Here is a 25917-nt window from a genome sequence, read left to right on the forward strand (position 1 = left end):
CACCCCCACCCCCGCCCCGGCGCCCCGCGCCCCCTGGGCCAGGGGCCGCGGGGCCGTCAGCCGAGCTCCTCCGGTCCGCCGCCGACGGCCGCGACCGGCAGGGTGGCCAGCACCCGGAAGCCGCCCCCGTCGACGCCGCCCGCCACCAGGCTGCCGCCCTGCAGTGCGACGCGTTCGCGCATGCCGATCAGCCCGTACCCGGTGCGGCCCGCCTGCGGCCCGGGCCCGGCGGCCCCCGCTCCGGCCCTCGCTCCGGCACCCGCCAGGGCGTCCGCCGGTGCGGCGCCGTCGTCGGTCACCTCGACGGTGATCCGGTCCTGGTGGTACGTCAGTTGGTCCTGGTCGGGGCCGTGCGGCGGCCCCCGGGCCCCCCGCGCGACCCCGCTGCCGGGCCGGGACGGGTCTAGGGGGCAAGGGACGGGGGTGTGCCGACCGCGCCGCGTCGAGCGGAACGCACGCGTCGACAACGGGGCGGGGATTCACGGCCGGAGAAGGAGATGTCCGAGTACGTCATGGTGTCGGCGTCGATGACCATCGCGAGGCCACGCTTGCCGGCCTGCCTGCGGGCACCGGTCGCCCACCCGTCCTCCTGGGCGGAGGACGGCCGCCCACGCTGCCCGGTGGGGGCCGGGCAGCGGGAACGGCCGTCGGCGGACTACGGGGTGGGCGTCCAGCGCTGGGCGCCGGTGCCGTTGCAGGTGGCGAGTTCGAGCTTGGTGCCCGAGGCGGTGGCCGCGCCGACGGGGGCGAGGCAGCGGCCGCCGTTGGTCACGGTGCCGCCGCCGCCGAGCTGCCACTGCTGGCCGTTCGACCCGTTGCAGGCCTGGACGGCGGCCACGGCCGCGCCACCGTCCAGGCAGCTGCCACCGAGGCCGGTGAGGGTGCCGTTCGGCTGGAAGGTCCACCGCTGGTTGGGTCCGCCGTGGCAGCCGTAGAGGGCGGGCTGGGTGCCCGGGGTGCTCGCGCTGCCCGGTAGGTCGACGCAGCTGGAGGAGGCGGCGTTGACCAGCTCCGCGTTGCTCGGCAGCGGGGTGGGCCGACCGGTGGCGGTGATCTCCGCCGCACTGGTCCAGGGGCCGCGGCCGCCCGCCTCGGTGAGGGCCCGTAGCCGCAGGTAGCGGCCGGTCGTCGGGCTGAAGGTGACGGTCTTCGCCCCGGCGGAGTCGGCGAAGGTCCCGCTGGCGACGGGCGTCCCCCAGGTGTCGGCGCTGTCGGAGACGTACATCTCGTACGACCCGATCCGGCCGTTGCTGCCGCCGTCCTGGCGCGGCAGGTAGGTCATGCCGTCGACGTTGTAGCGGGCGCCGAGGTCGATCCGGACCTCGTGCGGCAGCGGGGCGTTCCCGGCGGACCAGGCGGTGTGCCAGAGGGTCGCGGGGTCGCCGTCGAAGGCGTTGGCGGCCGCGCCGTTCTCGGCCGCGGTCTCCTGGCTGTCGGCGGAGACGAGCTTCCAGCCGGCCTGCGGGATCGGCGTGGCGGAGGTCGGGATCGCGCTCCCGGCCGCGACCGTCACACCGGACGCGGTCACGGTGAACGCGCCGGACCTGTCGCCGGCCTTGATCCACAGCACGCCCGAGCGGTCGGCCGCGTCGAAGTACCAGCCGGTGGCGGCGCTGTCGTAGGCGCTCTTCGAGCCGTACGCGGCCAGCCGGGTGCCGCCGACCGAGACCGCGCTGGGGGCCGAGGCCGCGTGCACGCTGAACTCGTAGCCCCGGGAGGCCGGCTTGCCGGTGTAGGACCCGGTGCTGGCGCCGACGTCGATGGTGACGGTGCCGGTGCCGGCGGTCGGCGCGGTGACGTTCACCGGCTGGGTGGCGGAGGCGCCCCCCTGGTAGGCGCGGGTGATCCCGTCGTCCTCGTAGAGGCTGAAGGAGGAGTTGCCGCGCGGGTAGACGTCGTACGTCAGGGTGGAGACCGGCTTCTCCCCGGTGTAGTTCATCTGGGGCCACATCGGGACGATGCCGCCGCCCTTGACGAACAGCGGCAGGGTGTCCAGCGGCGCCGCGTAGCCGTTGAGCCAGCCCGGACCGTTGTAGGCCTTGCCGGTCCAGTAGTCGGTCCAGGTGCCGGCCGGCAGGTAGATGCCGTCGCGGGTGGCGGTGTCGGTGACCACCGGGGCCACCAGCAGGGAGTCACCGGCCATGAACTGACCGCTGGTCAGATTGCCCCGGGTGACCGGATCGTCGGGGTACTCCAGCACCATCGCCCGGGTGGAGGGCACACCGGTCTGGGCGGCGGTGTGGCTCATCGTGTACAGGTACGGCATCATGCGCATCTTGAGCTGGAGGTACTTGCGGTTGATGGACAGGTACGGCTCCGAGAAGCGCCAGGGCTCCTTGTCGTTGTACCCGGCCGAGGGAGCGGTCGGGCCCCAGCCGGACATGGTCATGAACGCCGGGGTGAACGCCTTCCACTGGAGGTCCCGGACGTAGGTCTGCGGGCTGCCGCCGAAGATGCCGTCGACGTCGCCGGACGCGTAGTTGAGGCCCGACAGCCCGGCTCCGGTGATGGCGGGCACGTGCCAGCGCATCGCGTCCCAGGTGCCGGAGGTGTCGCCGGTCCAGACGACCGCGTTGCGCTGGGTCCCGGCCCAGCCGTCCACCGTCCACACGTAGCGCCGGGCGTCGGAGTTGTCCTCGATGCCCTTGACGGCCTGCTGGACGCCGTCGAACGCGTACTTGTAGCCGCCGCCGATCCACGCGACGTCGGTCTTGACGCCCCGGCTGCCGGCGGTCCTGACCTCGTCACCGATGGTGGACAGACCGGTCGACGTCCACAGGCCGGTCTGGAACCCCTTGGCCTTCAACCCGCTGACGGCGCCGGGCAGATCGGTGTAGCCGCAGCCGTAGCCGTCGTTGGGCAGGAACCAGCCCGACGGCATGTCGGCGTTGCGGGCGTCCGTCGCGTAGCCGACCACGTCGGGCGTCGTCTGGTGCCGGACGCGGTCGTGGTCGCCCTGGTAGGTGGGGTTCGAGGCGTTGAAGCAGTCGGCGTTGCCCAGTTCGAAGCCCCACATCGGGGCCAGGAAGGGCTTCCCGGAGACGTCGGTGTAGGAGTTCAGCACGCCCTTGAGCGAGTCCCCGACGACGTACCAGGCGTCGAACCGCTTCTCGTTGTGCGTGAACGAGCCCGGTGCGCCGAAGCTGTAGCTGCCGGGGGCCCAGGTGTTGCGCATGACGCCGTAGCCGTTGGTCGACATGTAGAACGGCGCCGGGCTGGCGTTGTCGTTCTCCCGCCAGGTGTTGCTCACCGAGATCGGCACCGTCTTGCCGCGCAGCGCCCACTCACCCAGCCGCAGGCCGGTCCCGTAGAACTGCTCGTCGGCGCCCTGGGTGAGGTACTGGGTGGTCTGGGAGGCCGTCCAGCTGGTGGGCTGGGCCTCCTGCCAGATCGGCGTGGTGTTGTCCGCCCGGTAGAGGGCGAACCGCAGCGGCGACTTGTAGACCCTGATGGTCATCGCGTCGGTGTTGATCCGGTAGTAGGCGCCGGCGTCGGAGTGACTCGTCACCACCGGGCCGAAGTCGGTCTTCACGGCCAGCGCGGTGCCGGCGGGGTCGTCGGTGAAGGCGCCGGTGGGGGAGAGCCAGATCCGGAAGATGTCCGCCCGGGCGATCGCCACCCGGGCCTTCGCCCCGCTGGACGTGCTCACCGTGTAGGTGCTCCCGGACTGCGTGAGCCCGGTGGCGTTCCCGGCGGTCGAGGCCGCGGCGGCCGAGGCCGGACCGGTGACGGAGAGCACCGCCCCGACCAGTACGGCGACGAGCCCGGCCGCTGACGGCCGCCCCCCACCCCATCGTTGCCACCAGCGGGTTGTGTTGCGAGGCATGCGACGTCCTTCACGGGAGAAGGTCCGAACCCGCCGGCGAACGCGACGGGCGACTGGCCGAGTGGGCAGCGTAGGCATGACACCACTCACCAAAAGTGCAGTCAAGAGAACGAACATGAGCGCAAGTGCTTCTTTTGACTCAGATAACTGCAACCAAGCCGTGGTCGGGGCCGCTCGCGCGGGGGTCACTCCGCCCGCTAAGCCGCTGTCATGGTCGAGTTGATGCAGGGGCGGGAGTTCGATGGGCGATTTGTCCAGAAGTAGCGGCGCGATGGTGCAGGAATCTGCAGGGAGATGCCAGGAAAACCGCACCTGTGATCAGATGTGCGAGGTATCGGACTCCGAGGTGCCGGTTCGGGCGAGGGTGTCCCGGAGGGCGGCCCAACCCCGAGGTGCTGGCGGTCGGGGCCCCGCCGACCGTACCCGGCGCCGCGACCCGGTCCGCCGGGTGGCCGCCGCCCTGGTGGAGTGACCCGCGCTGCGCCGGGGCGGCTGTCCGGCGGGGCCACCGTCGCTGTGAGGCGCGTCACTGACCGGGCGCGCCGGGGCCGCCCTGCGTGATCATGACCGGATGGACACTCGTTTCCTCGGCATCGCCGAGTTGGCCGAAGCCCCGTCCGTGGCCGTCGTGGTCGACGTCATGCGCGCCTTCACCGTGGCACCCTGGGCCTTCGCCCGAGGGGCGGAGAAGATCGTTCTCGCCGAGTCGCTGGACGATGCCCTGGCACTCAAGGCCCACCACCCGGAGTGGCTGGCGCTCAAGGACGGTCCGCCCGCGCCCGGTTTCGACCTCGTCAACTCGCCCGGCCTGCTGCGCTCCGCCGACCTCGGCGGGCGCACCGTGGTCCAGAAGACCACCGCGGGGACGGTCGGCGCACTCGCCGTCAGGGACGCGGCACTGGTGCTGTGCGCGGGCTTCGTGGTGGCGGAGGCGACGGCCCGGCTGCTGCGGGCGCGCGCGTGCGACAGCGTGACCTTCGTGGTTACCGGCGAGGACGGGCACGCCGAGGAGGACCGGGCCTGCGCCCGGTACATCGCCGGGCGGGCCACCGGTGCCGGGACGGACGCCGCCGAGTACCTGCGCCGCGCCGGCGGGTCACGCGCCGCCGCCGAACTCGCCGAGGGGGTGCGGCAGGGAGCCCACCCCGACGACGTCGCGCTCTGCCTCGAACTCGACCGGTTCCCGTTCGCCGTGGTGGCGACCTGGGAGGACTCGCTGATGGTCCTGCGCCCCCATCCGGTGCCCGCGCCGGCCGACGGGGCTTCGGTCCGGGCGCTCCCGGCCGGGTAGCGGGGCACCGGTCGGCGGCGCCTGGGGAGCCGGCCCGGGCCCGGGGCGCCCGACAGGCCGTCAGTCGACCGCGTGGGCGGACGAGCCGGCCGGCTCCCGGCCGGTCAGGGCGCGGGCCCGCATCCCGTCCGCGCGGGAGTTGCCGAGCGCGCTCAGCAGGTCCGCGGCCCGGAGCCAGCTGGCCCGGGCCGCGCCGGTGTCCCCGAGGGCCTGCTGGGTCCCGGCCAGGTGGTCGAGCACCTCGGCCTGGTTGTACCCGTCGAGCAGCTCCTCGTAGAGCCCCAGCGAGGTCCGGAAGTGGTGGACGGCCTCGTCCAGTTCGCCCACGTGGTGGAGCGCGTAGCCGATGCTGTCCCAGGTGGCGGCCTCGCTGAAGCGGTTGCCGGTCTCCTGGAGCAGCGGCAGCGCCTCGCGGCAGGTGGCGATGGCCTCGCGGTGCCGGCCCAGCAGGGTCAGGTACCAGCCCACGGCGTTGAGTTCACGCGCGATGAGGTTGTCGTCCGCCAGGGTCCGGTAGATCGCCAGGGCGGTGCGGGCGTGGCCGAGGGCCTCGTCGTGCCGCCGCTGCCGGCCGCGGACCCAGCCGAGACTGCGCTGCGCGTTGGCCCGGGCGAGCAGGGGCAGCAGGTGGAGCCGGCGTTCGACGTGGCCGACCGCCCGGTCCGCCTCCTCGCTGCGGCCGGTCTCGGCGAGGGCGCGGGCCAGCGCGGCCGCGGTGCTGCAGATGCCCTCCGGATCGTCGAGCAGGAGGGCCGCCTCCAGCGCCAGCCGCTGCATGGCGATCTCGTCGGCCCACTGCCCCCGGGCGGAGAAGTGCGGGATGCAGTCGTGGGCGAGGCCCATCCGGTAGTGGAGCAGCCGGGGGTCGTCGCCCGTCCGCAGGGCGGCCAGGATGGTGCGCTCCTCCCGCTGGAACCAGGCCCGGCCCTGTCCACGGTCGTCGAAGGGCAGCAGCACCGTCCCGGGCGCCGGTGCGTGGTCCAGCTCGTGGACGGGGCGGGTCTCCGACGCCCGGACGGCGGCCCGGGCGTTGTGGCGGAGGTAGTCGAGCAGCCGGATCTCGGCGGCGTAGCGGTCGTCGCGCTCCTGGTCGAGCAGGTCCCCGGCGTGCTCCCGGACCAGGTCGTGCAGGACGAAGCAGCCGTCCGCGTCACGGCTGAGCAGACTGGCGGCGACCAGGGAGCGCAGCAGGCGGCGGGCCGTCGCCATCGGCTCGCCCGCGGCGGAGGCCGCCGCCTCGGCGGAGAACACCGGGCCCGGCAGCACGGTCAGGTGGCGGAAGAACCGGGCGGCCGCCGGGTCGAGCGCCCGGTAGGACCAGGAGAAGACGGCCCGGACGTCGGAGTGCGGGTCGTCGGTGGTGAGGGCGTCCAACCGGGAGCGGGCCCCGGTCAGTTCACCGGCGGCGACCCGCAGCGCCAGGGCGGGCTCCGCGGCCAGCTGGGCGGCGACGATCGCGACGGCCAGCGGGAGGCGCCCGCACAGCTCCACCAGCTCGGCCGCCCCGGCGGGCTCGGCGGCCACGCGCTCGGGGCCGATCCGTGCGGCCAGCGCGTCCAGGCTCTCCTCGGCCGTCCACAGGCCGAGGTCGACCAGCCGGACCTCGTTGGTGGTGGCGAGTCCGGTCAGGTGGTTGCGGGAGGTGATGACCGTGAGGCAGTGCGGAGACCTCGGCAGCAGCGGCCGTACCTGCTGCGAGTCGCGCGCGTTGTCGAGGAGCACGATCATCCGGCGGTCGGCCAGCAGCTCCCGGAACGCGGCGGCGCGCTCCTCGGCGCCGTCGGGGATCGACGCTCCCGGCACCCCGAGCGCGCGGAGGAAGCCGCCGAGTGCTTCGGCGGGGTCCAGCCCGGTGCCCGAGGGGTCGAAGCCGCGCAGGTTCACGTAGAGCTGGCCGTCGGGGAACCGGTCCGCGACCCGGTGCGCCCAGTGGACGGCCAGGCTGGTCTTGCCCACTCCGGCCATACCGCCCACGGCGACGACCGGCGGGTGCTCGGCCCGGTCGCCGGGGCCGCCGCCGAGGTGCCGGACGCGGGCCAGGACGTCGTCCCGCCCGCGGAAGGTCCGGAGGGCGGGCGGCAGTTGGCGGGGGACCGGCGGAGCCGTGGCGGCGGTCGCCGTCGTCGTCGCCGTGGCCGGGTCGGCGGTGCGCCGGGCGGCGGCCGTCAGCGTGCGCCGTTCGTCCTCGTCCAGGGCCAGGGCGTCCATCAGCTCGTCCAGCGTGCCGTGCCGGGGGACGCTGCGGCCGCGCTCCATGTCGCCGATCGCCCGCACGCTGACGCCGGACGCGCCGGCGAGCCCGTCGAGCGTCAACCGGGCACGCCCGCGTGCCGCCCGCAGCAGCGCGCCGAAGGTCGCCTGCTCCATCGCCCCACACCCCCTGACCTGCTCCCTCGACGGAGATCATCTCATCCGGGCGGGTCGGTTGTCGCACCCGTCCACCGGGAGGCGGCGGGCGAAACCGCCTGCCAACCGCCCGTCAACTGCCTGGCCCCCGAGCACCGGAGGAGGAGAGAGTGGGCGCGGGGCCACAGCCGGCCCGCCGGGCGGAAGGAGCAGCACACGGTGGAGTCCCTCGTCACGCCCATGGTCGGCCGGGAGGCCGAGCGGGCCGTCCTCGCCTCGTTCCTGGCCGCGCCGCAGGGCCAGGCCCTGGTGCTCAAGGGCGAGACCGGTGTCGGCAAGAGCGCCCTGCTGGAGCACGTCGCGCAGTACGCGGGCGGCGTCGGCTACCGGGTGGTCCGGGCGGTCGGCGTCGAGGCGGAGTCGCACCTGCCCTTCGCCGGTCTGCACCAGCTGCTCCACCCCTTGCTCCCGTACGCCGAGCGCCTGGACGACGTCCACCGGGTCGCCTTCGACGTGGTCTTCGGACGCAGCCAGGAACGGGCCCCGTCCGTCATGGCCCTGGGGATCGCGGTGCTCGACCTGGTCGCGGTCGCGGCCGCGCAGGAACGCCTCCTGCTGGTGCTGGACGACGGCCAGTGGCTCGACGCGGCCAGCGTCGAGGTCTGCGGGTTCGTCGGCCGCCGCCTCGCCGGCGACACCGTGAAGCTGCTGGTCGCCCTGCGGCCGGAGAGCTCCGCCGGGTTCGACGCGGCCGCGCTGCCCGCGCTGCCGGTGCCGCCGCTGGACGGGCCCGCCGCCGAGCGACTGCTCGACGAGCGCCACCCGCACGTGGACCCGCGGGTCCGCCGCCGGGTGCTCGACCAGGCCCAGGGCAACCCCCTCGCCCTCCTGGAACTCCCGTCGTACCTGGGAGGGAGCGCCGCACGGCCCGCCCCCGGGGAGCCGGACGGCCATGAAGTCGTCCCGCTTCCCGACCGGTTCCGCCAGGTCTTCGGCGCGCGCATCGCGGCGCTGGGACCGGCCGCCCGCGGGGAGCTGCTGCGCGGCGCCCTGGACGGCGTCACCGCGGGGGCCCCGGCCGGTCCGACAGCGGGTGCGCGCTACCGCATGCGGGACGTGGACGAGGCGGCGGCCGTCGGCCTGCTGGACCAGGACCACTTCAGCGGCGAGTTCGTGTTCCGGCACCCGCTGGTGCGCTCGACCGTGGTCCGGGCGGCCACCCCGAACGAGCGGCGCGCCGCGCACGCGGCGCTGGCCGAGGTGCACCGGGACGACATCGAGCGCCGGGCCACCCACCTGGCCGCCGCCGCGGTCGATCCGGACGACGAGGTGGCCGCCGCCCTGGAGCAGGCGGCCGCGTCGGCGACCCGCCGGGGCGGCGCGGCCGCCGCGGTGACCTGGCTGACCCGGGCCGCGGAGCTGAGCCGGACCCCGGAGGACCGCTCCCGCCGGCTCGGGGACGCGGCGTTCGTCGCGGGGCACGCCGGACTGCTCGACCAGGCCCAGCGCCTGGTCGGCGCGGACGGCGCGCCCGGCCGGGCCGGGACGACGGCCTCCGCCCTGGCCTTCGCGTACGCCGTCCTCTACGAGGACGGGGACGTGCGGTCCGCCCACCGCCAGGTGGCGGCGGCCGTCGAGCGGATCGTCGACGGCGCCGCCGGGCAGCCGGTCGGCGACGCCCCGGGACGGACCATCGGGGGTGCGGCCGGGCGGACGGCCGGTGGTGCCCCCGCGCCGAGCGAGGAGCTCACCCGGCTGGTGAACCTCCTGCTCGCCGTTAGCCAGTACGCCGGCGACAGCGCGTCCTGGCAGCGGACCCACCGCCTGCTGGACTCCCTGGGCGGCCTGGTCCCCCCGAACTCGCGCCTCTACCAGGACGCCTGGTGCGACGTGGTGCGCCGCGGCGCCGGGGTCGGCGAGCGCGTCGCCGCGGCGTTCGCCGCCTACCCGGACCTGGACCCGTGGGACATCACCCGGCTGGGCGTGGCCGCCTACCACGTCGACGCCCTGAGCCACTACCGGACGTACCTGCGGCGGAGCGTGCAGCGCGAACTGCGGGCCGGGGCGGTCGGCACCGGCATGACCATGCTGCACCTGATCATGCTGGACCAGACCGCCTCGGGTGACTGGGAGGCGGCCGAGCGGACCGGACAGCAGGTCCTGGAACTGACCCTGGCCCACGGCCATGTCCTTTTCGCCCAGCAGAGCCGGGCCTACCTGGCCGTGCTCGCGGCGCTGCGCGGCGACCTCGACCGCGCACGGGACCTGCAGGCCGTGGTCGACCGGTGGGCCCGGCCGCGGCGGATCGGCTTCCTCACCCAGCTCGCGGACACGGTGGGGACGACGGCCGCCCTCGGCGAAGGGGACTACGAGGCCGCCTACCTGTGCGCGATCGGCATCACCGCCCCCGGCGTCCTCGAACCCTGCGCGCACCAGGCCTCGCGCACCGTGCTCGACCTGGTGGAGGCCGCCCTGCACACGGGCCGTGCCGAGCAGGCCCGCCGGCACGCCCTGGCGGCCCGGGACGCGGGCCTGCCCGAGGTCTCGCCCCGGCTGGCCGTGATCACCTTCGGAGCCCTCGCCATGACGGCCGAGGACGGCGCCGAGGCGGCCGAGATGTACCGCCGGGCCGAGGAGCACCCGGCCGCCGGTGACTTCCCGTTCGAGCTGGCCCGCATCCGGCTGGCGCACGGCATCCGGCTGCGCCAGCACCTGGGGCCGCGGGCCGCCCGCCCGGTGCTCGGCGGGGCCGTCGAGACCTTCGAGCGGCTCGGCGCCCGGGGCTGGGCCGAGCGGGCCCGGGCCGAACTGCGGCTCTGCGGCGCCCCGGCGCACTCCGCCGCGGCGCACCCGGCGGCGCTGACCTGGCAGGAGCGCCGGATCGCCGACCTCGCCGCCGGCGGCCTGACCAACAAGGAGATCGGCGAGCGGACGCACCTCTCGCCGCGCACCGTCAGCTCCCACCTGTACCGGGTGTTCCCCAAGCTGGGCGTGACCACCCGCGCGGCCCTGCGGGACGCCCTGGCCGCCCTCCCGGACCAGCCGGGGGAGCAGCCTCGGCGGTAGGGGACTCCTGCTGCGCGTGCGACCCGGATCGTCAGACAGGCCCAGGGCCCGGACCGCCCCCGGCTCAGAGCAGGGTGCCGCACCACACGTTCCGGGCCAGCCAGTCGTCCTGGCTGAACGAGCCCCGTGCGGGGCCGGCCGGGGAGGCCGGCAGTGAGGTGAACGTCCGGTCCGGGCGGATCCGTTCGGGCAGCGTGCGGAAGCGGGCCCGGCCGGCCTCGGCCGCGTCGTCGGTGCCGTGTTCGCGGGGCTTCACAGGGACCTCCGGCTGGCAGGTGGCGGATGTGTCGTACCCGGGCAACGTGGCAGCGGTCCGGCGGATTCCCGCGCCGGGGCGGGAGTTCCCACGACCCCGGAGGCCGACCCCGGAGGGGCCCCGGGAGGGGGCGGCCCGGGTGGCCGGCCCTGCCCGCAGTCGGTCCGGCTGTGTGCCGGACCGGTTTGACGGTGCGTGAGGCGTGCGCCGCAGCCGTGGCCGGCCGGTACGACTGCGCCGACGGCGCTGCCCGACCGGCAGTCGGATGACTGATGCGGCAGTGGGCGGCCGGGGCACACAGTTGACCGGCGATCCCCGGTCGCGGGCCCGACCCCGGTCCCCGCGAACCCGCCGGGAGTCGTGGTCCGCCCCCGACCGGCGGCCGCCGCCCCGCCCGACCGAACAACGCCGTTCCCCGTCGGGCACCACACCACACCACCCCTGGGAAGGGACCTCCATGAACCGACGCTTCCTGGCCGCCCTCGCCGCCGCCGTGCCCCTCGCCGCCGCGGTGTACGCACCCGGCGCCTCGGCCGCCGCGACCGACTCCGCCGCCCCGCACGGCTGTACCAGCCCCGCGGTGCACGCCCCGGCGGGCACCGCGGTGGAGCGGGTCGCCGCGGTCGCCCACGCCGCCGGCACCTTCGACGTACCCGCGGTGTTCCCGCAGCCGGCGGCCCAGGTCCCGGACGTCCCGGCGTTCTGCGACGTGACGATCACCCTCACCCACCCCGGCCAGGGCGACCACGCCACGGTGCGGGTCTGGCTGCCGCAGCAGAACTGGAACGGCCGGCTGCAGACGGTGGGCGGCAGCGCGTACGCCGCCGGCGACTACGGAGCGGGCCTGGCCGGCGCGGTCAAGGGCGGCTACGCCGCCGCCACCACCGACGCGGGCGTCGGCACCTACCTCGACACCACGTGGGCGCTGAAGGCCGACGGCCGGGCCGACCGGGCGCTGCTGGAGAACTTCGCCTCCCGCTCCGAACACGAGGCCGCGGTGGTCGCCAAGGAGGTCGTCGCCGCCCACTACGACCGGGCCGCGTCCTACTCCTACTTCAACGGCTGCTCGACCGGCGGGCGCCAGGGCTACGCGGAGGCCCAGAAGTACCCGGCCGACTACGACGGCATCCTCGCCAACGCGCCCGCCGTCAACTGGGACGAGTTCGAGGTGGCCACGCTGTGGCCGCAGGTGGTGATGAACGAGGCCGGGACCTTCCCGACCGCGTGCGAGTTCAAGGCCTTCACCGACGCCGCCGTCCAGGCCTGCGACCGGCTCGACGGCGCCGCGGACGGGCTGCTGACCGACCCCGACGCGTGCGGCTTCGACCCGCGCCGGCTGATCGGCACCACCGTCGAGTGCGACGGCGGGCGGCTGACGATCACCGCCGCCGACGCGGAGGTGGTGCGCCGGATCTGGGACGGCCCGCGCACCGCCTCGGGCACGAAGCTGTGGTCGGGCGTGCCGATCGGCGCCGACCTGGCCGGCCTCGCCGGCAGCAAGGTCGACGAGACCACCGGCGAGCGGGTCGGCACGCCGTTCCCGGTACCGGCCGCCTGGGTGTCGACCTGGCTGAAGAAGCAGCCGGCCTTCGACCTCACGACCCTCACCACCGGCCGGTTCGCCCAGCTGTTCCGGCAGTCCGAGGCCGAGTACGACCGGATCATCGGCACCGACGACCCGGACCTGTCCGGCTTCCGGAAGGCCGGCGGCAAGCTCCTCACCTGGCACGGGTCCGCCGACCAGTTCATCCCCGCCGCCGGCACGGTGCAGTACCGCGAGCGGGTCGAGCAGCGGATGGGCGGGGCGAAGAAGGTCGACGACTTCTACCGCGTCTTCCTCGCCCCGGGGGCGTCGCACTGCGGACTCCTCGGCCAGGGCGCCGACCTCGCCGCACTGATCGCCTGGGTCGAGCACGGCGAGGCCCCGCGGACGCTGCCCGCCACCCTGCCGACGGCCGACGGCCGGACCGTCACCCGCGACCTGTGCGCCTACCCGCTGGTCCCCCGCTACCAGGGCCACGGCGACACCGCCGACGCCGCCGACTTCCGCTGCGGGCCCGCCACCCGGCACTGACCCGCCCCCCCAGGCCGTCCCGGCCCGTACCCCTCTCCCCGGGGTGCGGGCCGGGACGTTTCGGTAGGGGCGGCCGCTGCGCCGCACCGGTACCGCGCCGCACCGGTACCGCGCCGTGCGGGCCCGGTGGTGTCGCCCGTTGGCGGGTGCCGCCCGTTGGTGTCGGTAGCCCGCGGCCTCAGTCATTCGACTGATCCCGTGGGCGACGCCCGGACGGATGCTGGAACGGTCGCCGCACGCCGGTGCAGGCCGACATCCTGCTCGGAGGGCCCGTTGTGATCCGTACTCCCGTCGTGTTCATCCATGGCGCGTGGCTGCACGCGCTGTCCTGGGAGTGCTGGGTCGAGCGCTTCACCGGCCACGGCTACCTCGCCCACGCGCCGGGGTGGCCCGGCGAGGCCGCCACCGCGCGGGAGGCCCGCGAGCACCCGGACCGGGTGCCCGACCTCGGCCTGGACGGCCTCACCGACCACTTCGCCGGGATCGTGCGCTCCTTCGAGGTCCCGCCGGTGATCATCGGGCACTCGGTGGGCGGACTGGTCGCGCAGCACCTGGTCGGCGCCGGTCTGGGCCGGGCCGCGGTGGCCCTCGCCCCGGCGCCCGTCAACGACGTGGCGATGCGCTGCCCGGACTGCGCCTGCGCGTCCGCGCGCCTCGCCGTCCCGCTCACCCCCGAGCGCTTCCGGGACCTCCTCGGCACTACGGTCCGCGGCGCGGAGGGCGAGCGGCTGTACGACCGCTACGTCGTGCCCGCCCCGCGCCGCCTGCTGGCGGACCTCGGCTGCGGCGGCGGCCCCCGGCACCCGAGCACCTCGGCGGACACCCGGAACGCGGCCCGCGGGCCGCTGCTGCTGGTGTCGGGGCAGGAGGACCTGCTGGTGCCCGACTGCGTGACCCGCGCCGTCTACAAGGCGTACGGCGACTCCACCGCGACCACGGACCTCAAGCAGTTCCCCGACCGGGGCCACTCCCTGGTCATCGACAGCGGCTGGCGGTCCGTCGCCGACTACGTCCTCGACTGGCTCGCCGAGCGGGGCGTCCGCCCCACCGCCCCGGCCCGCTGACCGCCCGGGAGCCCGACCGGGGCCGCGCGCCTGTGCCGGCCCCCGTACTCCCGGCCGGTCCGGTCGGGAACACGACACGACCGAGGGCCCCGCCGTGGCGGGGCCCTCGGTGCGTGCGCGTCATTCGCTCTGCGCGTGTAAGAACGTGTTCACCGCCGCCGCGGGTGACTCGGGCCGCGTCAGCCGGCCACCGCGCTCGCGCGGACGGTGACCGGGATGTTGCCCCGGGTCGCCTTGGAGTAGGGGCACAGCCGGTGCGCGGCGGCTCCCAGCTCCTCGGCCATCGCCTGGTCCACGCCGCCGAGTTCGAGGTCGAGCACCGCGCTGAGGCCGAACTCCCCGTCGTCGTCGTGGGTCAGCGTGGCCTCGACCGTGACGGCGGTGCTGGTCAGCCGGACCTTGCGCTCGGCGGCGGCACGCCGCACCGCGCCCAGGAAGCACGCCCCCCAGCCGGCCGCGAACAGCTGCTCCGGGTTGGTGGCGCCGCCCGCGCCGCCCAGCGCCTTCGGGATGGCCAGTGCGGTGCTGAGCAGGCCGTCGCTGGCGGTGACCTGCCCGCCGTTGCGCCCCTCGCCGGTCACCGTGACCACACCGGTGTAACTGACTGCCATGTCCTTCTCCTCGTACGTGTCGGTCCGGCGCTCCGCGTCCGCGGTCACCGGTGGGTGCTGACTCCTGCTGATGGAGTGTCAGATGTGCGGTGCCGCCGCCGGGGCGGGCCGGCCGCCGCGCCCCGGCAGCCGCCGCCCCGGCCGCCTCAGCGGGTGGTCCGGGCGGCTTCCTCGATCACCTGCGCCACGGTCCCCGGATGCGACACGGCGACCGAGTGCGAGGCCGGGACGAGGGTGACGCGGGCGTGGGCGCGGCGGGCCATGAAGAGCTGGGCGGCCTCGGGGATGTTCAGGTCCTGGGTCGTGACGACGTCCCAGCTCGGCTTCTCCGTCCAGGCGGCGACGGTGGCCGGCTCCTGGAGCGCGCTCTGGGCGATCGGGCGCTGGGTGGCGGCCATGAGCGCCGCCTGGGCGGCGGGGACGTCGGCGGCGAACTGGTGGCGGAACGCGTCCGCCCGGATGAACAGGTCGGTGGTGGCCGTGCCGTCGCCCAGCGGGTAGGTGACCGGGTCCAGCGCGTCCCCGAGGGTGGACCCGGGGAACCTGCCGGACAGCTCCAGCGCCGTCTCCCCGGGCGCGGGCAGGAACGCCGCCACGTACACCAGGGCCCTGACCTGCGGGTCGTTCGCGCCGGCCGCGCTGATGACCGAGCCGCCGTAGGAGTGGCCCACCAGGATCTTCGGCCCCGGAACGTGCTGGAGCACGCCGCGCAGCGCGACCGCGTCGGAGGCGGGGCCGCGGAGCGGGACGGCCGGGGCCACCACTGGGTACCCGTCCGCCTGGAGCCGCTTGATCACGCCGTTCCAGCTGGACGCGTCGGCGAACGCGCCGTGTTCCAGGACGATCGTCGGCCTGACGCCGACCGCGACCGGCGCGCTCGCGTTCGCGGTGCCCCCGGCCACGGCCGTGCCCAGGACGACGCTCGCGGCCGCGGCCCAGACCGCCGCCGTCGCCAGCCGGCGCTTCCGGGTGCTCTTTCCTGCTGCCATGGGACAGTCCTTCCGTTCGGTACGGGTACGGGTACGCGTACCGGTACGGGTACCGGTACGCGGGTCAGTGGGCCGATGCGGCGCCCCGAACCCGTCCGAGCGGACGGTGGGCGTCTCGGCGGTTCCACCCTCGCGGCACGGGCGGCGCCGCGGATCCGTCGAATGACGGTCGGTCCCGGCACCCGCCGACGGCCCGGCCGGGGCGAACGAGCGAGCCGCCGACTGCCCGTCACCGCCCCGCCCCGCCACCCGCGGGCGGCGAAACCCCCACCCGGCGCGGGTACTTCGTACCCGGCGGTCGACGTAGTGCCATGACGCGGGCCCTGTCCTCGGTCAACTGACGGATGCCGTACCCGCGTCCGCGCACCAGGGTGGGTGCGACCGGGCCCAGCCCGCCCCGCACCACCTCCGGAGGACTTCGTGACCGTCGTCAACTTCCAGCTGATCTCCTCGCTCGACCCGGACGCCGTGCTGGCCGTCCTCACCGACTTCGGCCCGGCCCGCGCCCAGGCGTGGCCCACCATCGACGCGGCGCACTTCGCGGTGCACGGCGCGGGGGAGGGCTGGGCCGAGGTGACCGAGGGCACCGCCGCCGCCTGGGAGCGCGCCCGCTACGACTGGAAGCCCGGGGGCGACGAGGTCACCATCACCACCCTCGACTCCAAGCTCTTCGGGCCCGGCGGCGGCTGGGTCTTCCGGCTGACCCCGGAGGGCGGCGGCACCCGGGTGGACGTCCGACTGACCAGGACCCCGGACACCCTGAAGGGCAAGCTGCTGGCCTCGCTGCTCCCCGTCGTCGCCCCGTCCTCCCTGCGCAAGTCCTTCGCCGGCCCGCTGCGGTCCCGCTGACCCCACCCGGCGAGGCCGACCGGGGCCGTCCCGCGCCCGGGGCGGCCCCGACACCGGTCAGCCGGTTGTCGCTCCGCGCACTCCGCGCCCCCCGGCGACGGAGTGCGCGGAGTTCGAGCGCGCTGAGAAGCACGACGACGGCCGGGCCCGCGTACGCGAGCGGATCCCCGAGGTGTTCGGGCACGGCGACGACACCGCCGGTGGCGGACCTGCCGGGCTCGGCCTTCGTCGCCCGGGTCATGACCGCGACCGAGCGGTACGGGAACGGCCTGGTCCGCGCATCGTCGGACCGGGTGGACCGTCGTGGACCGTCGCGGACCGGGTGGACAGCCGCGGACAGGGGTGGACAGTCCCCGCCCCGCACGGACCTGGGAAGTGGACACCGCCCGGCGCCAGTCTGTGCGTCATGAACCTCGCACACACCCGGAAGGGCCGAACGGCCCGCAGTCGCCCGGCGGTGGCGGCCCGGCCTGCGGCCCGGCCCGCCGCCGCGCCGGGGGCCTTCTTCGCCGCCCCGGCCGGGGCCGGCGCGGCGCCCCGGCTCCGTCCGCCGGTCGCGTCAGTCCGTCGTCGCCGCCGCCGCCAGCGTCCTGACGACCAGGGAGTCCAGGTACGCCTCGTCGATCCCCCCGATCCGGAAGAGGACCCGCAGGTAGAGCGGTGCGACGATCCCGTCCAGGACGTCCATCAGGTGCAGCTGCGGCTCCCCGCGTGCCACGGCCCGGTCGAGCATGTCCTGCAGGTCCCTGCCGCGCGGTGCGAGCACGGTCCTGGGGTCGAGGCCGGGGTCGGCACTCCCGGCGGGCAGGGCGACGAGCGCCTGTAGCAGTGCCAGGCCGTCCGGTCCCTCGATCGACGCCGCCGCCCCGTGGGCGTAGGCGACGAGGTCCCCGCGCAGTGTCCCGGTGTCGGGGATCACGGACGTGGCGGAGAGGCGCTCCACCGCGAGCTCCAGCACGACCGCGTCGGTCGACCGCCAGCGCCGGTAGATCGACGTCTGGTGGACGCCGGAGCGTTCGGCGATCTGGGCGATGGAGATCCGTGCGTGGCCGTGCTCGGCGATCAGCTCGGCCGTCGCGCCGAGCACCGCCTCCCGTACGCGGGCGCTTCGGCCGCCGGTCCTGCGCCGTACCTGGTCCTCGTTCACAGCCACAGACTAACGCAAGAGAACTTGCGTCTATGGCCTCGGCTCACTACCGTAATTAACGCAACCAATCTTGCATTAGGAGAACGCCATGAAGCCCCTGCTCTTCGAGAACGACCCGCAGTTCTGGTACGAGACCCTCCGGGCGATCGGCCACGCGGCCTACGGAGGCTCCGACTTCGGCGAGGTGATCGCCACGGCCCAGAGGATCACCGCCGGTGACTACGACGGCTGGTACGAGGAGTGGTCCGCCACCGCCGAGCGCACCGCCGCCGAGGCCGCCACCGCCCTGGCCGGCGGCCACCGGATCAGCGCCCGGGACGCCTACCTGCGGGCGAGCAACTACTTCCGCTCCGCCGAGTTCTTCCTGCACGGCAACCCGAAGGACCCCCGCATCGCGTCCTCCTACGAGCGCGCGGTGGACGCCTTCCGCTCGGCGGCCGCCCTCTTCGAGCCCCGCATCGAACCCGTCGAGATCCCCTTCGAGGGCACCGTGCTCCACGGCTACTTCTACCGGGCCCCCGGCGACGCCCCCGCGCCCACGATCGTCATGCACAACGGCTTCGACGGGTCCGCCGAGGAGATGCACTTCTTCGGGGGAGCGGCCGGCCAGGAGCGCGGCTACCACGTGCTCACCTTCGACGGCCCGGGCCAGCCGGCCGCCCGCTTCCGTGACGGGCTGCCCTTCCGCCCGAACTGGGAGAGCGTCGTCACCCCGGTGGTCGACTGGCTGATCGCCGAGCGCCCCGAGGTCGACCCCGAGCGCATCGCCCTGCTCGGCCTCAGCATGGGCGGCCTGCTCGCGCCCAGGGCGACCGCCTTCGAACACCGACTGGCCGCCGTGATCGCCGTCGACGGCGTGTACGACCTCGGCGAAGTCAGCGTCAAGAACCTGCCGATGCCGCGCCCCGAGGCCGAGGCCCTGCTGCGCGCCGAGCACGCCCCCGAGATCGACGCCTCCATCGAGGCGCTGATGAAGACCAACCCGACCGTGCGCTGGGCCATCACGCACGGCTCCTACGTCATGGACGTGGCGACCCCGCGCGCGTTCCTCGCCTCCTACCTCGACTACACGCTCGCCGACGGCATCGCCGAGCGGATCACCTGCCCCACCCTCGTCTGCGACGCCGAGGAGGACCTCTTCTTCGACGGCCAGGCCCAGCAGCTCTACGACCGCCTCACCTGCCCCAAGACCCTCGCCCGCTTCACCGTCGCCGAGGGTGCGGGCGACCACTGCCACACCGGCGCCCAGCGCCTCGCCATGGGCCGGATCCTCGACTGGCTCGACACCGTCCTGCGGTGACGGAGGCCGTGGCCCCCGGTCCGGTGCGGAGCCGGACCGGGGCCGGCCGCCGAACCGACGGTTCCGGGGTGGCGGCTTCGCCCCGCCCCGACCCACCCCGGGGAACAGCGGGCCGCGTCCCCGCGGACCTGCCGCGGTTCGGTCGGGAGCCCGCCCACCCCGAGCCGGCCGAGCCGCCTCCGCGACGGGCGGCCGGCCCGCGCCGGCGGTCCGTCGTGGCGCTACGCCACGACGGACCGCGCAGGCAGGTCCCTGCTACGGCGCGAGGGCCAGGCCGATCAGGCAGCCCGCCAGCAGTGGACCAGGATCCGCAGCCCCGCGCCGACCACCACCGCCGCGCTCGCGTACAACCCGCTCTCATGCGGCGACATCGCCGACATAGCGGCGGGTCGGCCGGACGACGGCTGTCGTGGTCGCCGCCGGCGCGGTCAGTGGCCGGACGGTTCCGCGGGCGCCGTGACCCAGCCGGGGAGGGTGGGCATGACGGCCTCGGCGACCCGGTACAGGAGTGCGTCGTCGACGGGACGGCCGTCGTGGCGGAAGACGGCGACCTCGAAGGCCCGGCCGCCCGGGGCGCCGGGGTCCTGCGCGACGACGAGGTTCCGGACAGGGGAGCCGACGCCGGTGGTGGCCTTCCCGTCCGTGCCGAAGCCGAGGCTCATGGCGTCGGTGTAGTACGTCATGGCGGGATGGCCGAGGACGGTGGCGGGCCGGGGGAGGAACCGCGGCATGTCGGAGATGTCCTCGACCGTGGTGGAGCTGTCCGTCAGGGCGACGGCACTCACCCCCAGCCGGACCTCCACCATGGCGTCCTTGCCCAGGCCGAAGGGTGCCGGACCGGCCGTGGAGACCCGGTCCTGCGGCGTGCCCAGCAGGGCCGGCAGGTCGGGGCGGTTGAGGGCGGCGCAGAGCGCGGCATAGCCGGCCGGGTCCGTCGGCCGGGGTGCGGCACACGCGGCCGGGGGTTCGGCCCGCTCGGTGCGGGGGGCGACCATCGCCCACGCGCCGCCGCCGATTCCGACGGCGGCGAGTGCCACCGCCGTCACCGTGGCCGCGGTGTTCCTGCCGGGCTTGACTGTCGCCACCGATCGGGCTGCCCCTTCCTCGTCGACGCGGCTCGTCCGCCGTGTCTCGGGGACCCGATGAGCAGGGACGATCATAGGACAGAGCGCTGCGCGGGTGTCGCGGCCGTCCCCTCGGGCCCGCCGCACCGGTGCCTGCGTGCACCGGCCTCGACCCCTTGTCCGATGCCCCGGCCGGCGGACGTCATCGACGGGGGCCTGCACCGGAGTCGACCGGTGCACGCCCCCGCCCGGCGGTCAGGCCTTCGCCCCGGCGACGGCCGTGTAGAGGCCGCGCTCGGGCCGCTGCGCGCGGCCGGCCTTCGCGAGACGCTCCAGCCTGGTGCGGATCGTGTTGATGTTGCCCTCGTGCGTTTCCAGGCCCAGCAGTTCGGTGACCTCGCGGGCGCGCAGCGGGCCCTCGGCCTTCGCGAGCACCGCCACCACGCTGTCCGCGTCCGCCACCTGGCGCCGGCGGTCCGTCGACGCGGTCTTGCCCTCGGCGGCGGCCGCCGGAGCGGCTGCCGCCTTCTTGGCCGGGGCCGCCGCCGGTGCGGCCTTCTTGGCGGTGGTCGCCGGAGCCGGGGCCGCCTTCTTGGCCGGGGCCGCCGCCGGAGTCGACGTGGCCTTCTTGGCAGGCGTCCGCTTCGCCGTGGGCTTGGGCCCGCTGTCCTTGGCCGCCGCCTTCGTCGCGGTCCGCTTCTTGCCGGGGGCCGACGACGGCGCCGCCTGCTCCGCTTCGGACGCGGCGCTCTTCGCCGCCACCGTCTTCTTGGCGGCTGCCGGCTTCCTGCTCCGCGCCTTCGCCGTCGGAGCGGTGGACGCCTCCGGAGCGGCAGGCGTGGCCGGGGCAGCGGGCGCCTCCGCCGCAGCCGGTGCCGCCGGGGTCGGCTCCGTCGCCGCGGCCGCCTCCTGCGGCGCCTCGGTCGAAACCGGCTGCGCCTCGGGGGCGCCCGACTCACCCCCGTCACCGAGCGACACGCCGGCGAGCCCCCGCAGGCCCGCCAGCGCCTTGGCCACCGCCTCCTCCTCGGCCCTGGCGGCGGCGAGTTCCTGCTCCGCCCGGGCGAGCCGGTCCCGCACTGCGGGCAGTCTCCCCTCCAACAGCGAAATCGTCGATCCCACACCGCTGTCCGTACCGAAAGTGTTCCCGTTTCCCACAACCACTCCTACGCGTAGTCCGTCACCAGTCGTGCAGTGAATGTACGGCTAGCCGGGCGGGGTGTACGGGGATTGCGGAATGTTCCATCGCACGGGGTGCCGACAGTGCGTGGCCCGACCTCGGTGGAGCCCGGTGGGGAAGCGAACGCGCGGACGGCGGGCGGGTGTTGGCGGGCGGAGGCCGACCGGGGTTCCCGGCACCCGACGCGGTGTTTGAACGGCACCCGTGTCCGCGCCCCATCTCCCTTTGACCGGAAGGGTGTTGCTCGACGGAACGGTCGCGTGGCGACCGCTGCCGGAGGCATCCGACACGGTGGAGGGGCGTACGCCGCCGAAGAGTCGCCGCACACCCCGACGGTGCGGTCCGCCGCCCCCTGCGGCGGTCCGGGCGGCAGCGGGTCCGAGGGGTGAGATTCGTGAGCGGCGGCAGCGGCACGGGGGTTGTCGCGTCCGCGGCGGGCCCGCGGGCGGCGGGGCAGGGGCGCGGACTCGCGACCCGTTCGGCGCGGGGCAACTCGACGCGGCGGCGCCCCCTCCGGGGCACCGGGGCGGATGAGCACGCCCCGGACCGCCGGACCCGGGGCAGGCCGGACCGACGGCTCGGGACGCGCGCGAATCGGCCAACCAGGAGGGAATCCGGTAGCGGCCCCGCCCTCGCGCCCACCGATTGCCGTACCGTGACCGACGACGAAGTGGAGGACCTCTTGAGCGCCCAGCCCGACCACCTGCCCGCCCCGCCGTCGGCCCCGGCGCCTCGCGCCGCCGCCCAACTGCTCGTCCGCATCCACGCCGAGCCGCCCGAGCGGTCCGCCCGGTGGCTGCCGGCCTTCGAGCGGGACTGGGCGAAGGCGCTGGAGGACTCCCGCCAGACCTACGACCTCTCCCCGTTGCACGAGGTGGTCCGCACCTGGCGGTTCCGCCTGGACAGCGCACCGGCGGTCGACGCGTTCCTCGCCGCCGGAATGGACGACGAGGACGGGATCGACCTCGCCGAACTCACCGGGACGAACCCGTGACCGACCGGGTCTGGCCGGCCCGCCTGTCCCCGCAGGCGGCCAAGACCTTCGTCGACCTGCCCCGACACGCCCAGCTGACGGTCCGCGACCTGCTCGACATCGCCTCCTGCACCCCCTGGGGATGGCCGCAGTGGGACGCCACCGACCTCGAAGGCGAGGACCTGCGCTGCGCCTCCGTCGGCCAGCTCAGCCTGGTCTACTCCGTCAACCGCCTGGCCGAGCGCCTGTACGTCCTCGACATCGTCTGGCTCGGCTGACCTCTGGCTCGGCTGACCTCCACCGCGCCCACCGCCTGAACGGGCCGCCGTCACCGCACTGTTGGACGTCCGCGCGGGCCTGCGCCGAACGCTCAGCCGGCGCCCCGCCACCTCTCCCGCTCCGCGAGCGACGAGAACCCGCGGAATCCGGTTCGGGAGTCCACGAGGATCGGCCGGCATCCGGGAATCGGGTACGGATGTCGGGGCCGGTCAGCGGGTTGGACAGCCGTCGCCGCAGGTGGCAGGCTCCGCCGTCGTGGAGATACTCGATGTCCTGACCGGCCTGGCGCGGACCGGGCACCTGGGGCCGGTCGCGAACGGGGTGTCCCTGGCCTCGGTGACCGCCGAGTTCGGCGAACCGTGGCTGGGTGCCGTCGGGCACCGTAACGAGTGGCCCCGACTGGTCGGCTACGGGGACCTGGAACTGGCGGTGTGCCGCTGCGGAGCCGTCGTGCTCGTCTGCCTCCAGACCTGGCGAGAAGTCATCGACCTCCCACCCGCACTGGCCGGCCGACCGGCCCTTCCCGGACAGCCGTCCTACACCGACGTCATCGCCGCCCTGGACCGGGCCGGTTGTCCTTGGCGGCCGTACCCGGCACTCACCTTCGAGGGTCAGCGCTCGGTCGAGGCCGAACCCTCCGGCGCCGTCTTCACCTTCGAGATCGTGGACGACGAGGAGCCGGCCCTGAACGTCGTGTGCCTGCCACCCCATCACCACGACTGTCCCACGACCGCCGCATCGCCCGGGAGTTGACGCGGGTGCCGGCCATCCACCGGGACCACCCGCTCTCCCCGCAGGGACGCCGAACCGTCAGGCTCCAGGCTCACGGTCCTGGGAATGAACGGTCGCTATCTCCGGCCGAGCGCCGACCAGTCGCGGCGCGCGGCGGCCGAGCCGGACTGGGCGCGGGCACGGGTCGCCGAGCTCTGCGGGGTCGACCCGGCGGAACTCGCCGCCGCTGTCGCGCTGCCCGCCGGCTGGACGGAGGAGGACGCGCCGCAGCTCGCCTCCGGCCACTACCGGGGCCCTCGCCGACTTCCTCCGGACGGCGGCCCGCTGCCGGCAGGCCGTGCTCGTCTGGACCGAGTAGGGCACCGACCGAGTAGGGCACCGCCGCCGCATTCCGCGCCGAGAAGGCTTCGCCGCGGGTGCGCGGGCAGGCGGTCGGCCCGCTCCCGCTCCACCCGCTCGCCGGTTCCGGTGGCCCGGGCGGGGGCGGTGGTAGCTTGCGGACGTGGATCTCTTCGGACGGTCATGGGCGGCGCTGCGGGCCGCGGTGGACGGGCTCGCGGAGGAGGACTTCGCCGAGCCGTCGGGTTGTGCCGGGTGGCTGGTGCGGGACTTGGTGTGCCACCTGGTGATCGACGCCCAGGACGTACTGATCACCCTGGTCACCCCGTCCCCCGCGGAGCCGACCCGGGACGCGGCGTCGTACTGGCAGGTGTCCGCCGAACCGCCCGACGGCCAGGACCCATTGGACGCGCTGACCGTCCGGCTGGCCGCCGCCTACGGGGACCCGGGGCTGCTCCGCTTCCACCTCGACGACGTCGGCTCCGCGGCGGGGCGCGCCGCCGAACTCGCCGATCCGCGGCTGCGGGTGGCCACCCAGGGGCAGGTGCTGACCGCCGGTGACTACCTGGACGCCTACGTGCTGGAGTGGACGCTGCACCACCTCGATCTGGTCGCTCACCTGCCGCACCTGCCGGGCCCGCCCGCCGAGGGGCTGGCCGGGGCGCGTCGGTTGCTGGAGCGGATCGCCGGAGGAGCGTTCCCGGCCTCGTTCGCGGACGCGGACGCGCTGCTGGTCGGCACCGGGCGGCGGGCCGCGACCCCGGCCGAGCGGACGGCACTCGGGGCGCACGGGGCACCGGGGGCGAAGGTGCCGCTGGTCCTCGGGTGAGCCGGGCAGCCGCAGCGGCCCGGCCGCCGGCCGGTGCGGTGCGGTTCGGCCCGATTGTCGGTGGCGCCTGCAAGACTGCCGCCGTGTCTGTCCCACGCCCGGGAGCCGCACCGTCGTCGTCCGGCAGGAACCACTGGAGGAACACACATGACGCAACTGCTGAGGGTCCAGAACTTCGTCGTCTCGAGTGACGGCGTCGCGGCCGGCGAGGACCAGAGCTTCGAGCGCCCGTTCGGCTTCGACCACCCTGAGCGGCTGTTCTCCTGGGCCGGCGCGACGGCGAGCTGGCCGATGCGCACCGACCCCGGGGGCAGCCGGGGTCTCGACGACTACTTCACCCGCGACTACCCCCGCAACATCGGGGCCGAGATCATGGGCCGCAACAAGTTCGGGCCTCAGCGCGGGCCCTGGCAGGACCACGAGTGGCGCGGCTGGTGGGGTGACGAGCCGCCGTTCCGCACCCCGGTGTTCGTCATGACCCACCACACGCGGCCGTCGTTCACGCTCTCCGACACCACGTTCCACTTCGTCGACGGCGACCCGGCCACGGTCCTGGAGCAGGCGCGGGAGGCGGCGCAGGGCAAGGACGTCCGGCTCGGCGGGGGAGTCACCACCGTCCGGGAGTTCCTCGACGCCGACCTCGTCGACACCCTGCACGTGGCGGTCTCGCCGCTGAAGCTCGGGTCCGGCCTGCGGCTCTGGGAGTCGCCCGACGAGCTGCTCGACCGCTTCCACCTGGACGTCGTGCCCAGCTCCAGCGGCGTGACGCACCACCTGTTCTGGCGGAAGTGACCCAGCCCCGGGGCGGCCCCGACCGGCCGCGGCGCCTCCCCGGAGCCGTCCGCCGAGCACGGTGACCACGGCGGGCGGGCCCGCTCGGGCGTCCTGCACCGGTTCGACGGCGCCTGCCGCGCCGGCCGTCCCGCCCGCCCCGCCGCCGTCCCCCGTGGGCGAGCCTGGACCAGGACGGCGTCGTCGGCCCGCGGACCGGTGGCGTCATGGTCTCGGCCACCAAGGACATGGTCCACTGCTACGCCTCGCTGCCCACGCTGAGGTGACCCCCGGCGCGTGGCGCCGGTAGGCGGCCGCGGCGGTGGGCACCGGGTGTGCCCATCGCCGCGGCCGCCTACCGGTGGTGGGGGGAGGGCGGGTTCCCGGATGGTCTTGGCACGGGCGGCAGGTGTAGTTGAAGATGCAATGAGCTCGACCGCACCGTAGGAAGACCTTTCGAGGAGGAGTCCCGCGATGACCGTCCACCTGAAGCGCCTCACCGCCGTCGCCGCCACCGCGGCCGCCCTGCTGCTGGGCGGAGTTCTCGCCCAGCCCGCCGCCGCCGTCGAACTCCCGCACGCCCCGGTGGCCTACTTCGCCACCGGAGCCGACCTGACGGGCACCAGGTTCCCGGTCGACACCGGCAGCACCGGCTGCCGCGCGCTGCCGTCCCCCGCACTGTCCGCGGTGGACTTCGCCGAGGTGAACATCAGGGTCTACTTCACCGCCGACTGCCGGACCGGCCTGCCCGGCAAGCCGAGCGACCTGTCCTACGTGCTGGGCAGCCTGCACTGGGCCGACTTCCCGTTCCCGGCGCTGAGCTACGAGGTCGTTCGCTAGTAGGGCTTTGTTAGGTGGTGTCGTAGGGCTGCCATGGGGTGGGTTGTCGGCAGGTGGGGCAGGTGCCGGTCCAGGTGGCGATGAGGTGTTG

21 protein-coding genes are annotated in these 25917 nt (G+C 75.0%); 12 read left to right on the forward strand and 9 right to left on the reverse strand.

Going from position 1 to position 25917, the window contains the following annotated elements; all coding sequences use genetic code 11:
- Positions 1-56: 56 nt before the first annotated feature.
- Together ACFWA9_RS27455 and ACFWA9_RS27460 are read right to left on the reverse strand one after the other, a co-directional pair.
- Positions 57-299 carry a hypothetical protein gene (locus ACFWA9_RS27455; protein ID WP_380390503.1) on the reverse strand — a complete coding sequence of 81 codons (243 nt, stop codon included), beginning with the start codon at positions 297-299 and terminating at the stop codon, positions 57-59.
- 356 nt (positions 300-655) lie between these two features.
- Positions 656-3826 carry a TIM-barrel domain-containing protein gene (locus ACFWA9_RS27460; RefSeq protein WP_380390505.1) on the reverse strand — a complete coding sequence of 1057 codons (3171 nt, stop codon included), beginning with the start codon at positions 3824-3826 and terminating at the stop codon, positions 656-658.
- Positions 3827-4397: 571 nt separating this feature from the next.
- On the opposite strand from ACFWA9_RS27460, the gene ACFWA9_RS27465 reads away from it, so the two are divergent.
- The gene (locus ACFWA9_RS27465) at positions 4398-5117 is read left to right on the forward strand and encodes a 2-phosphosulfolactate phosphatase (protein WP_380390506.1); all 720 of its coding nucleotides are present in this window, start codon (positions 4398-4400) and stop codon (positions 5115-5117) included.
- Between the two features lie 60 nt (positions 5118-5177).
- On the opposite strand, the gene ACFWA9_RS27470 is transcribed toward ACFWA9_RS27465, so the two are convergent.
- Complete coding sequence (locus tag ACFWA9_RS27470) at positions 5178-7484, reverse strand: ATP-binding protein (RefSeq protein WP_380390508.1); 2307 nt, start codon at positions 7482-7484, stop codon at positions 5178-5180.
- A gap of 198 nt (positions 7485-7682) precedes the next feature.
- Between ACFWA9_RS27470 and ACFWA9_RS27475 the strand changes: the two genes are divergently transcribed.
- Complete coding sequence (locus ACFWA9_RS27475) at positions 7683-10529, forward strand: AAA family ATPase (protein ID WP_380390510.1); 2847 nt, start codon at positions 7683-7685, stop codon at positions 10527-10529.
- A gap of 64 nt (positions 10530-10593) precedes the next feature.
- Here ACFWA9_RS27475 and ACFWA9_RS27480 read toward each other — a convergent pair whose 3' ends face one another.
- On the reverse strand, positions 10594-10785 hold the full coding sequence (locus ACFWA9_RS27480; protein WP_380390512.1) for a hypothetical protein: 192 nt from the start codon (positions 10783-10785) through the stop codon (positions 10594-10596).
- 457 nt (positions 10786-11242) lie between these two features.
- Between ACFWA9_RS27480 and ACFWA9_RS27485 the strand changes: the two genes are divergently transcribed.
- Positions 11243-12859, forward strand: a complete 1617-nt coding sequence (locus ACFWA9_RS27485) for a DUF6351 family protein (protein WP_380390514.1) — start codon at positions 11243-11245, stop codon at positions 12857-12859.
- A 293-nt stretch (positions 12860-13152) separates the two neighbouring features.
- Complete coding sequence (locus ACFWA9_RS27490; RefSeq protein ID WP_380390516.1) at positions 13153-13923, forward strand: alpha/beta hydrolase; 771 nt, start codon at positions 13153-13155, stop codon at positions 13921-13923.
- A 179-nt stretch (positions 13924-14102) separates the two neighbouring features.
- Here ACFWA9_RS27490 and ACFWA9_RS27495 read toward each other — a convergent pair whose 3' ends face one another.
- Entirely contained in the window at positions 14103-14534 is a 432-nt protein-coding gene (locus ACFWA9_RS27495) for an Ohr family peroxiredoxin (protein ID WP_380390537.1), read from the reverse strand.
- A gap of 146 nt (positions 14535-14680) precedes the next feature.
- Positions 14681-15523, reverse strand: coding sequence for an alpha/beta fold hydrolase (locus tag ACFWA9_RS27500; RefSeq protein ID WP_380390518.1), 843 nt, complete (start codon positions 15521-15523; stop codon positions 14681-14683).
- Between the two features lie 420 nt (positions 15524-15943).
- Here ACFWA9_RS27500 and ACFWA9_RS27505 point away from each other — a divergent pair, with 420 nt between their 5' ends.
- On the forward strand, positions 15944-16372 hold the full coding sequence (locus tag ACFWA9_RS27505; protein WP_380390520.1) for a hypothetical protein: 429 nt from the start codon (positions 15944-15946) through the stop codon (positions 16370-16372).
- A gap of 559 nt (positions 16373-16931) precedes the next feature.
- Here the strand turns inward: ACFWA9_RS27505 and ACFWA9_RS27510 are convergent.
- Positions 16932-17519, reverse strand: a complete 588-nt coding sequence (locus tag ACFWA9_RS27510; protein ID WP_380390522.1) for a TetR/AcrR family transcriptional regulator — start codon at positions 17517-17519, stop codon at positions 16932-16934.
- 88 nt (positions 17520-17607) lie between these two features.
- Here ACFWA9_RS27510 and ACFWA9_RS27515 point away from each other — a divergent pair, with 88 nt between their 5' ends.
- The gene (locus ACFWA9_RS27515; protein ID WP_380390524.1) at positions 17608-18819 is read left to right on the forward strand and encodes an alpha/beta fold hydrolase; all 1212 of its coding nucleotides are present in this window, start codon (positions 17608-17610) and stop codon (positions 18817-18819) included.
- A gap of 428 nt (positions 18820-19247) precedes the next feature.
- On the opposite strand, the gene ACFWA9_RS27520 is transcribed toward ACFWA9_RS27515, so the two are convergent.
- On the reverse strand, positions 19248-19904 hold the full coding sequence (locus ACFWA9_RS27520; RefSeq protein ID WP_380390525.1) for a DUF6215 domain-containing protein: 657 nt from the start codon (positions 19902-19904) through the stop codon (positions 19248-19250).
- Between the two features lie 234 nt (positions 19905-20138).
- The gene (locus ACFWA9_RS27525; RefSeq protein WP_380390527.1) at positions 20139-21005 is read right to left on the reverse strand and encodes a hypothetical protein; all 867 of its coding nucleotides are present in this window, start codon (positions 21003-21005) and stop codon (positions 20139-20141) included.
- A gap of 713 nt (positions 21006-21718) precedes the next feature.
- On the opposite strand from ACFWA9_RS27525, the gene ACFWA9_RS27530 reads away from it, so the two are divergent.
- The 6 genes from ACFWA9_RS27530 (at position 21719) to ACFWA9_RS27555 (ending at position 25826) form a co-directional block, all read left to right on the forward strand.
- On the forward strand, positions 21719-22057 hold the full coding sequence (locus ACFWA9_RS27530) for a DUF6247 family protein (protein ID WP_380390529.1): 339 nt from the start codon (positions 21719-21721) through the stop codon (positions 22055-22057).
- Positions 22054-22314, forward strand: coding sequence for a hypothetical protein (locus tag ACFWA9_RS27535; protein ID WP_352292661.1), 261 nt, complete (start codon positions 22054-22056; stop codon positions 22312-22314). Before ACFWA9_RS27530 ends, ACFWA9_RS27535 begins: the two co-directional genes overlap by 4 nt.
- Positions 22315-22570: 256 nt before the next feature.
- Positions 22571-23068 carry a hypothetical protein gene (locus tag ACFWA9_RS27540; RefSeq protein ID WP_380390531.1) on the forward strand — a complete coding sequence of 166 codons (498 nt, stop codon included), beginning with the start codon at positions 22571-22573 and terminating at the stop codon, positions 23066-23068.
- Between the two features lie 481 nt (positions 23069-23549).
- Positions 23550-24215 (forward strand): maleylpyruvate isomerase N-terminal domain-containing protein, encoded by a 666-nt coding sequence (locus ACFWA9_RS27545; RefSeq protein WP_380390533.1) that lies wholly within the window; start codon positions 23550-23552, stop codon positions 24213-24215.
- 147 nt (positions 24216-24362) lie between these two features.
- Positions 24363-25007 (forward strand): dihydrofolate reductase family protein, encoded by a 645-nt coding sequence (locus tag ACFWA9_RS27550; RefSeq protein WP_329485314.1) that lies wholly within the window; start codon positions 24363-24365, stop codon positions 25005-25007.
- Positions 25008-25460: 453 nt separating this feature from the next.
- Complete coding sequence (locus ACFWA9_RS27555; protein WP_380390535.1) at positions 25461-25826, forward strand: hypothetical protein; 366 nt, start codon at positions 25461-25463, stop codon at positions 25824-25826.
- The last annotated feature ends 91 nt before the right edge of the window (positions 25827-25917 follow it).

Source organism: Kitasatospora sp. NPDC059973 (assembly GCF_042737525.1).
Classification (GTDB): Bacteria; Actinomycetota; Actinomycetes; order Streptomycetales; family Streptomycetaceae; genus Kitasatospora.

Bases quoted from the DNA above. Each gene is read 5' to 3' on its own strand.
- ACFWA9_RS27555 (WP_380390535.1), top strand. From the start codon at position 25,461: ATGACCGTCCACCTGAAGCGCCTCACCGCCGTCGCCGCCACCGCGGCC.
- ACFWA9_RS27465 (WP_380390506.1), top strand. From the start codon at position 4,398: ATGGACACTCGTTTCCTCGGCATCGCCGAGTTGGCCGAAGCCCCGTCC.
- ACFWA9_RS27500 (WP_380390518.1), bottom strand. From the start codon at position 15,523: ATGGCAGCAGGAAAGAGCACCCGGAAGCGCCGGCTGGCGACGGCGGCG.
- ACFWA9_RS27495 (WP_380390537.1), bottom strand. From the start codon at position 14,534: ATGGCAGTCAGTTACACCGGTGTGGTCACGGTGACCGGCGAGGGGCGC.
- ACFWA9_RS27460 (WP_380390505.1), bottom strand. From the start codon at position 3,826: ATGCCTCGCAACACAACCCGCTGGTGGCAACGATGGGGTGGGGGGCGG.
- ACFWA9_RS27550 (WP_329485314.1), top strand. From the start codon at position 24,363: ATGACGCAACTGCTGAGGGTCCAGAACTTCGTCGTCTCGAGTGACGGC.
- ACFWA9_RS27515 (WP_380390524.1), top strand. From the start codon at position 17,608: ATGAAGCCCCTGCTCTTCGAGAACGACCCGCAGTTCTGGTACGAGACC.
- ACFWA9_RS27470 (WP_380390508.1), bottom strand. From the start codon at position 7,484: ATGGAGCAGGCGACCTTCGGCGCGCTGCTGCGGGCGGCACGCGGGCGT.
- ACFWA9_RS27485 (WP_380390514.1), top strand. From the start codon at position 11,243: ATGAACCGACGCTTCCTGGCCGCCCTCGCCGCCGCCGTGCCCCTCGCC.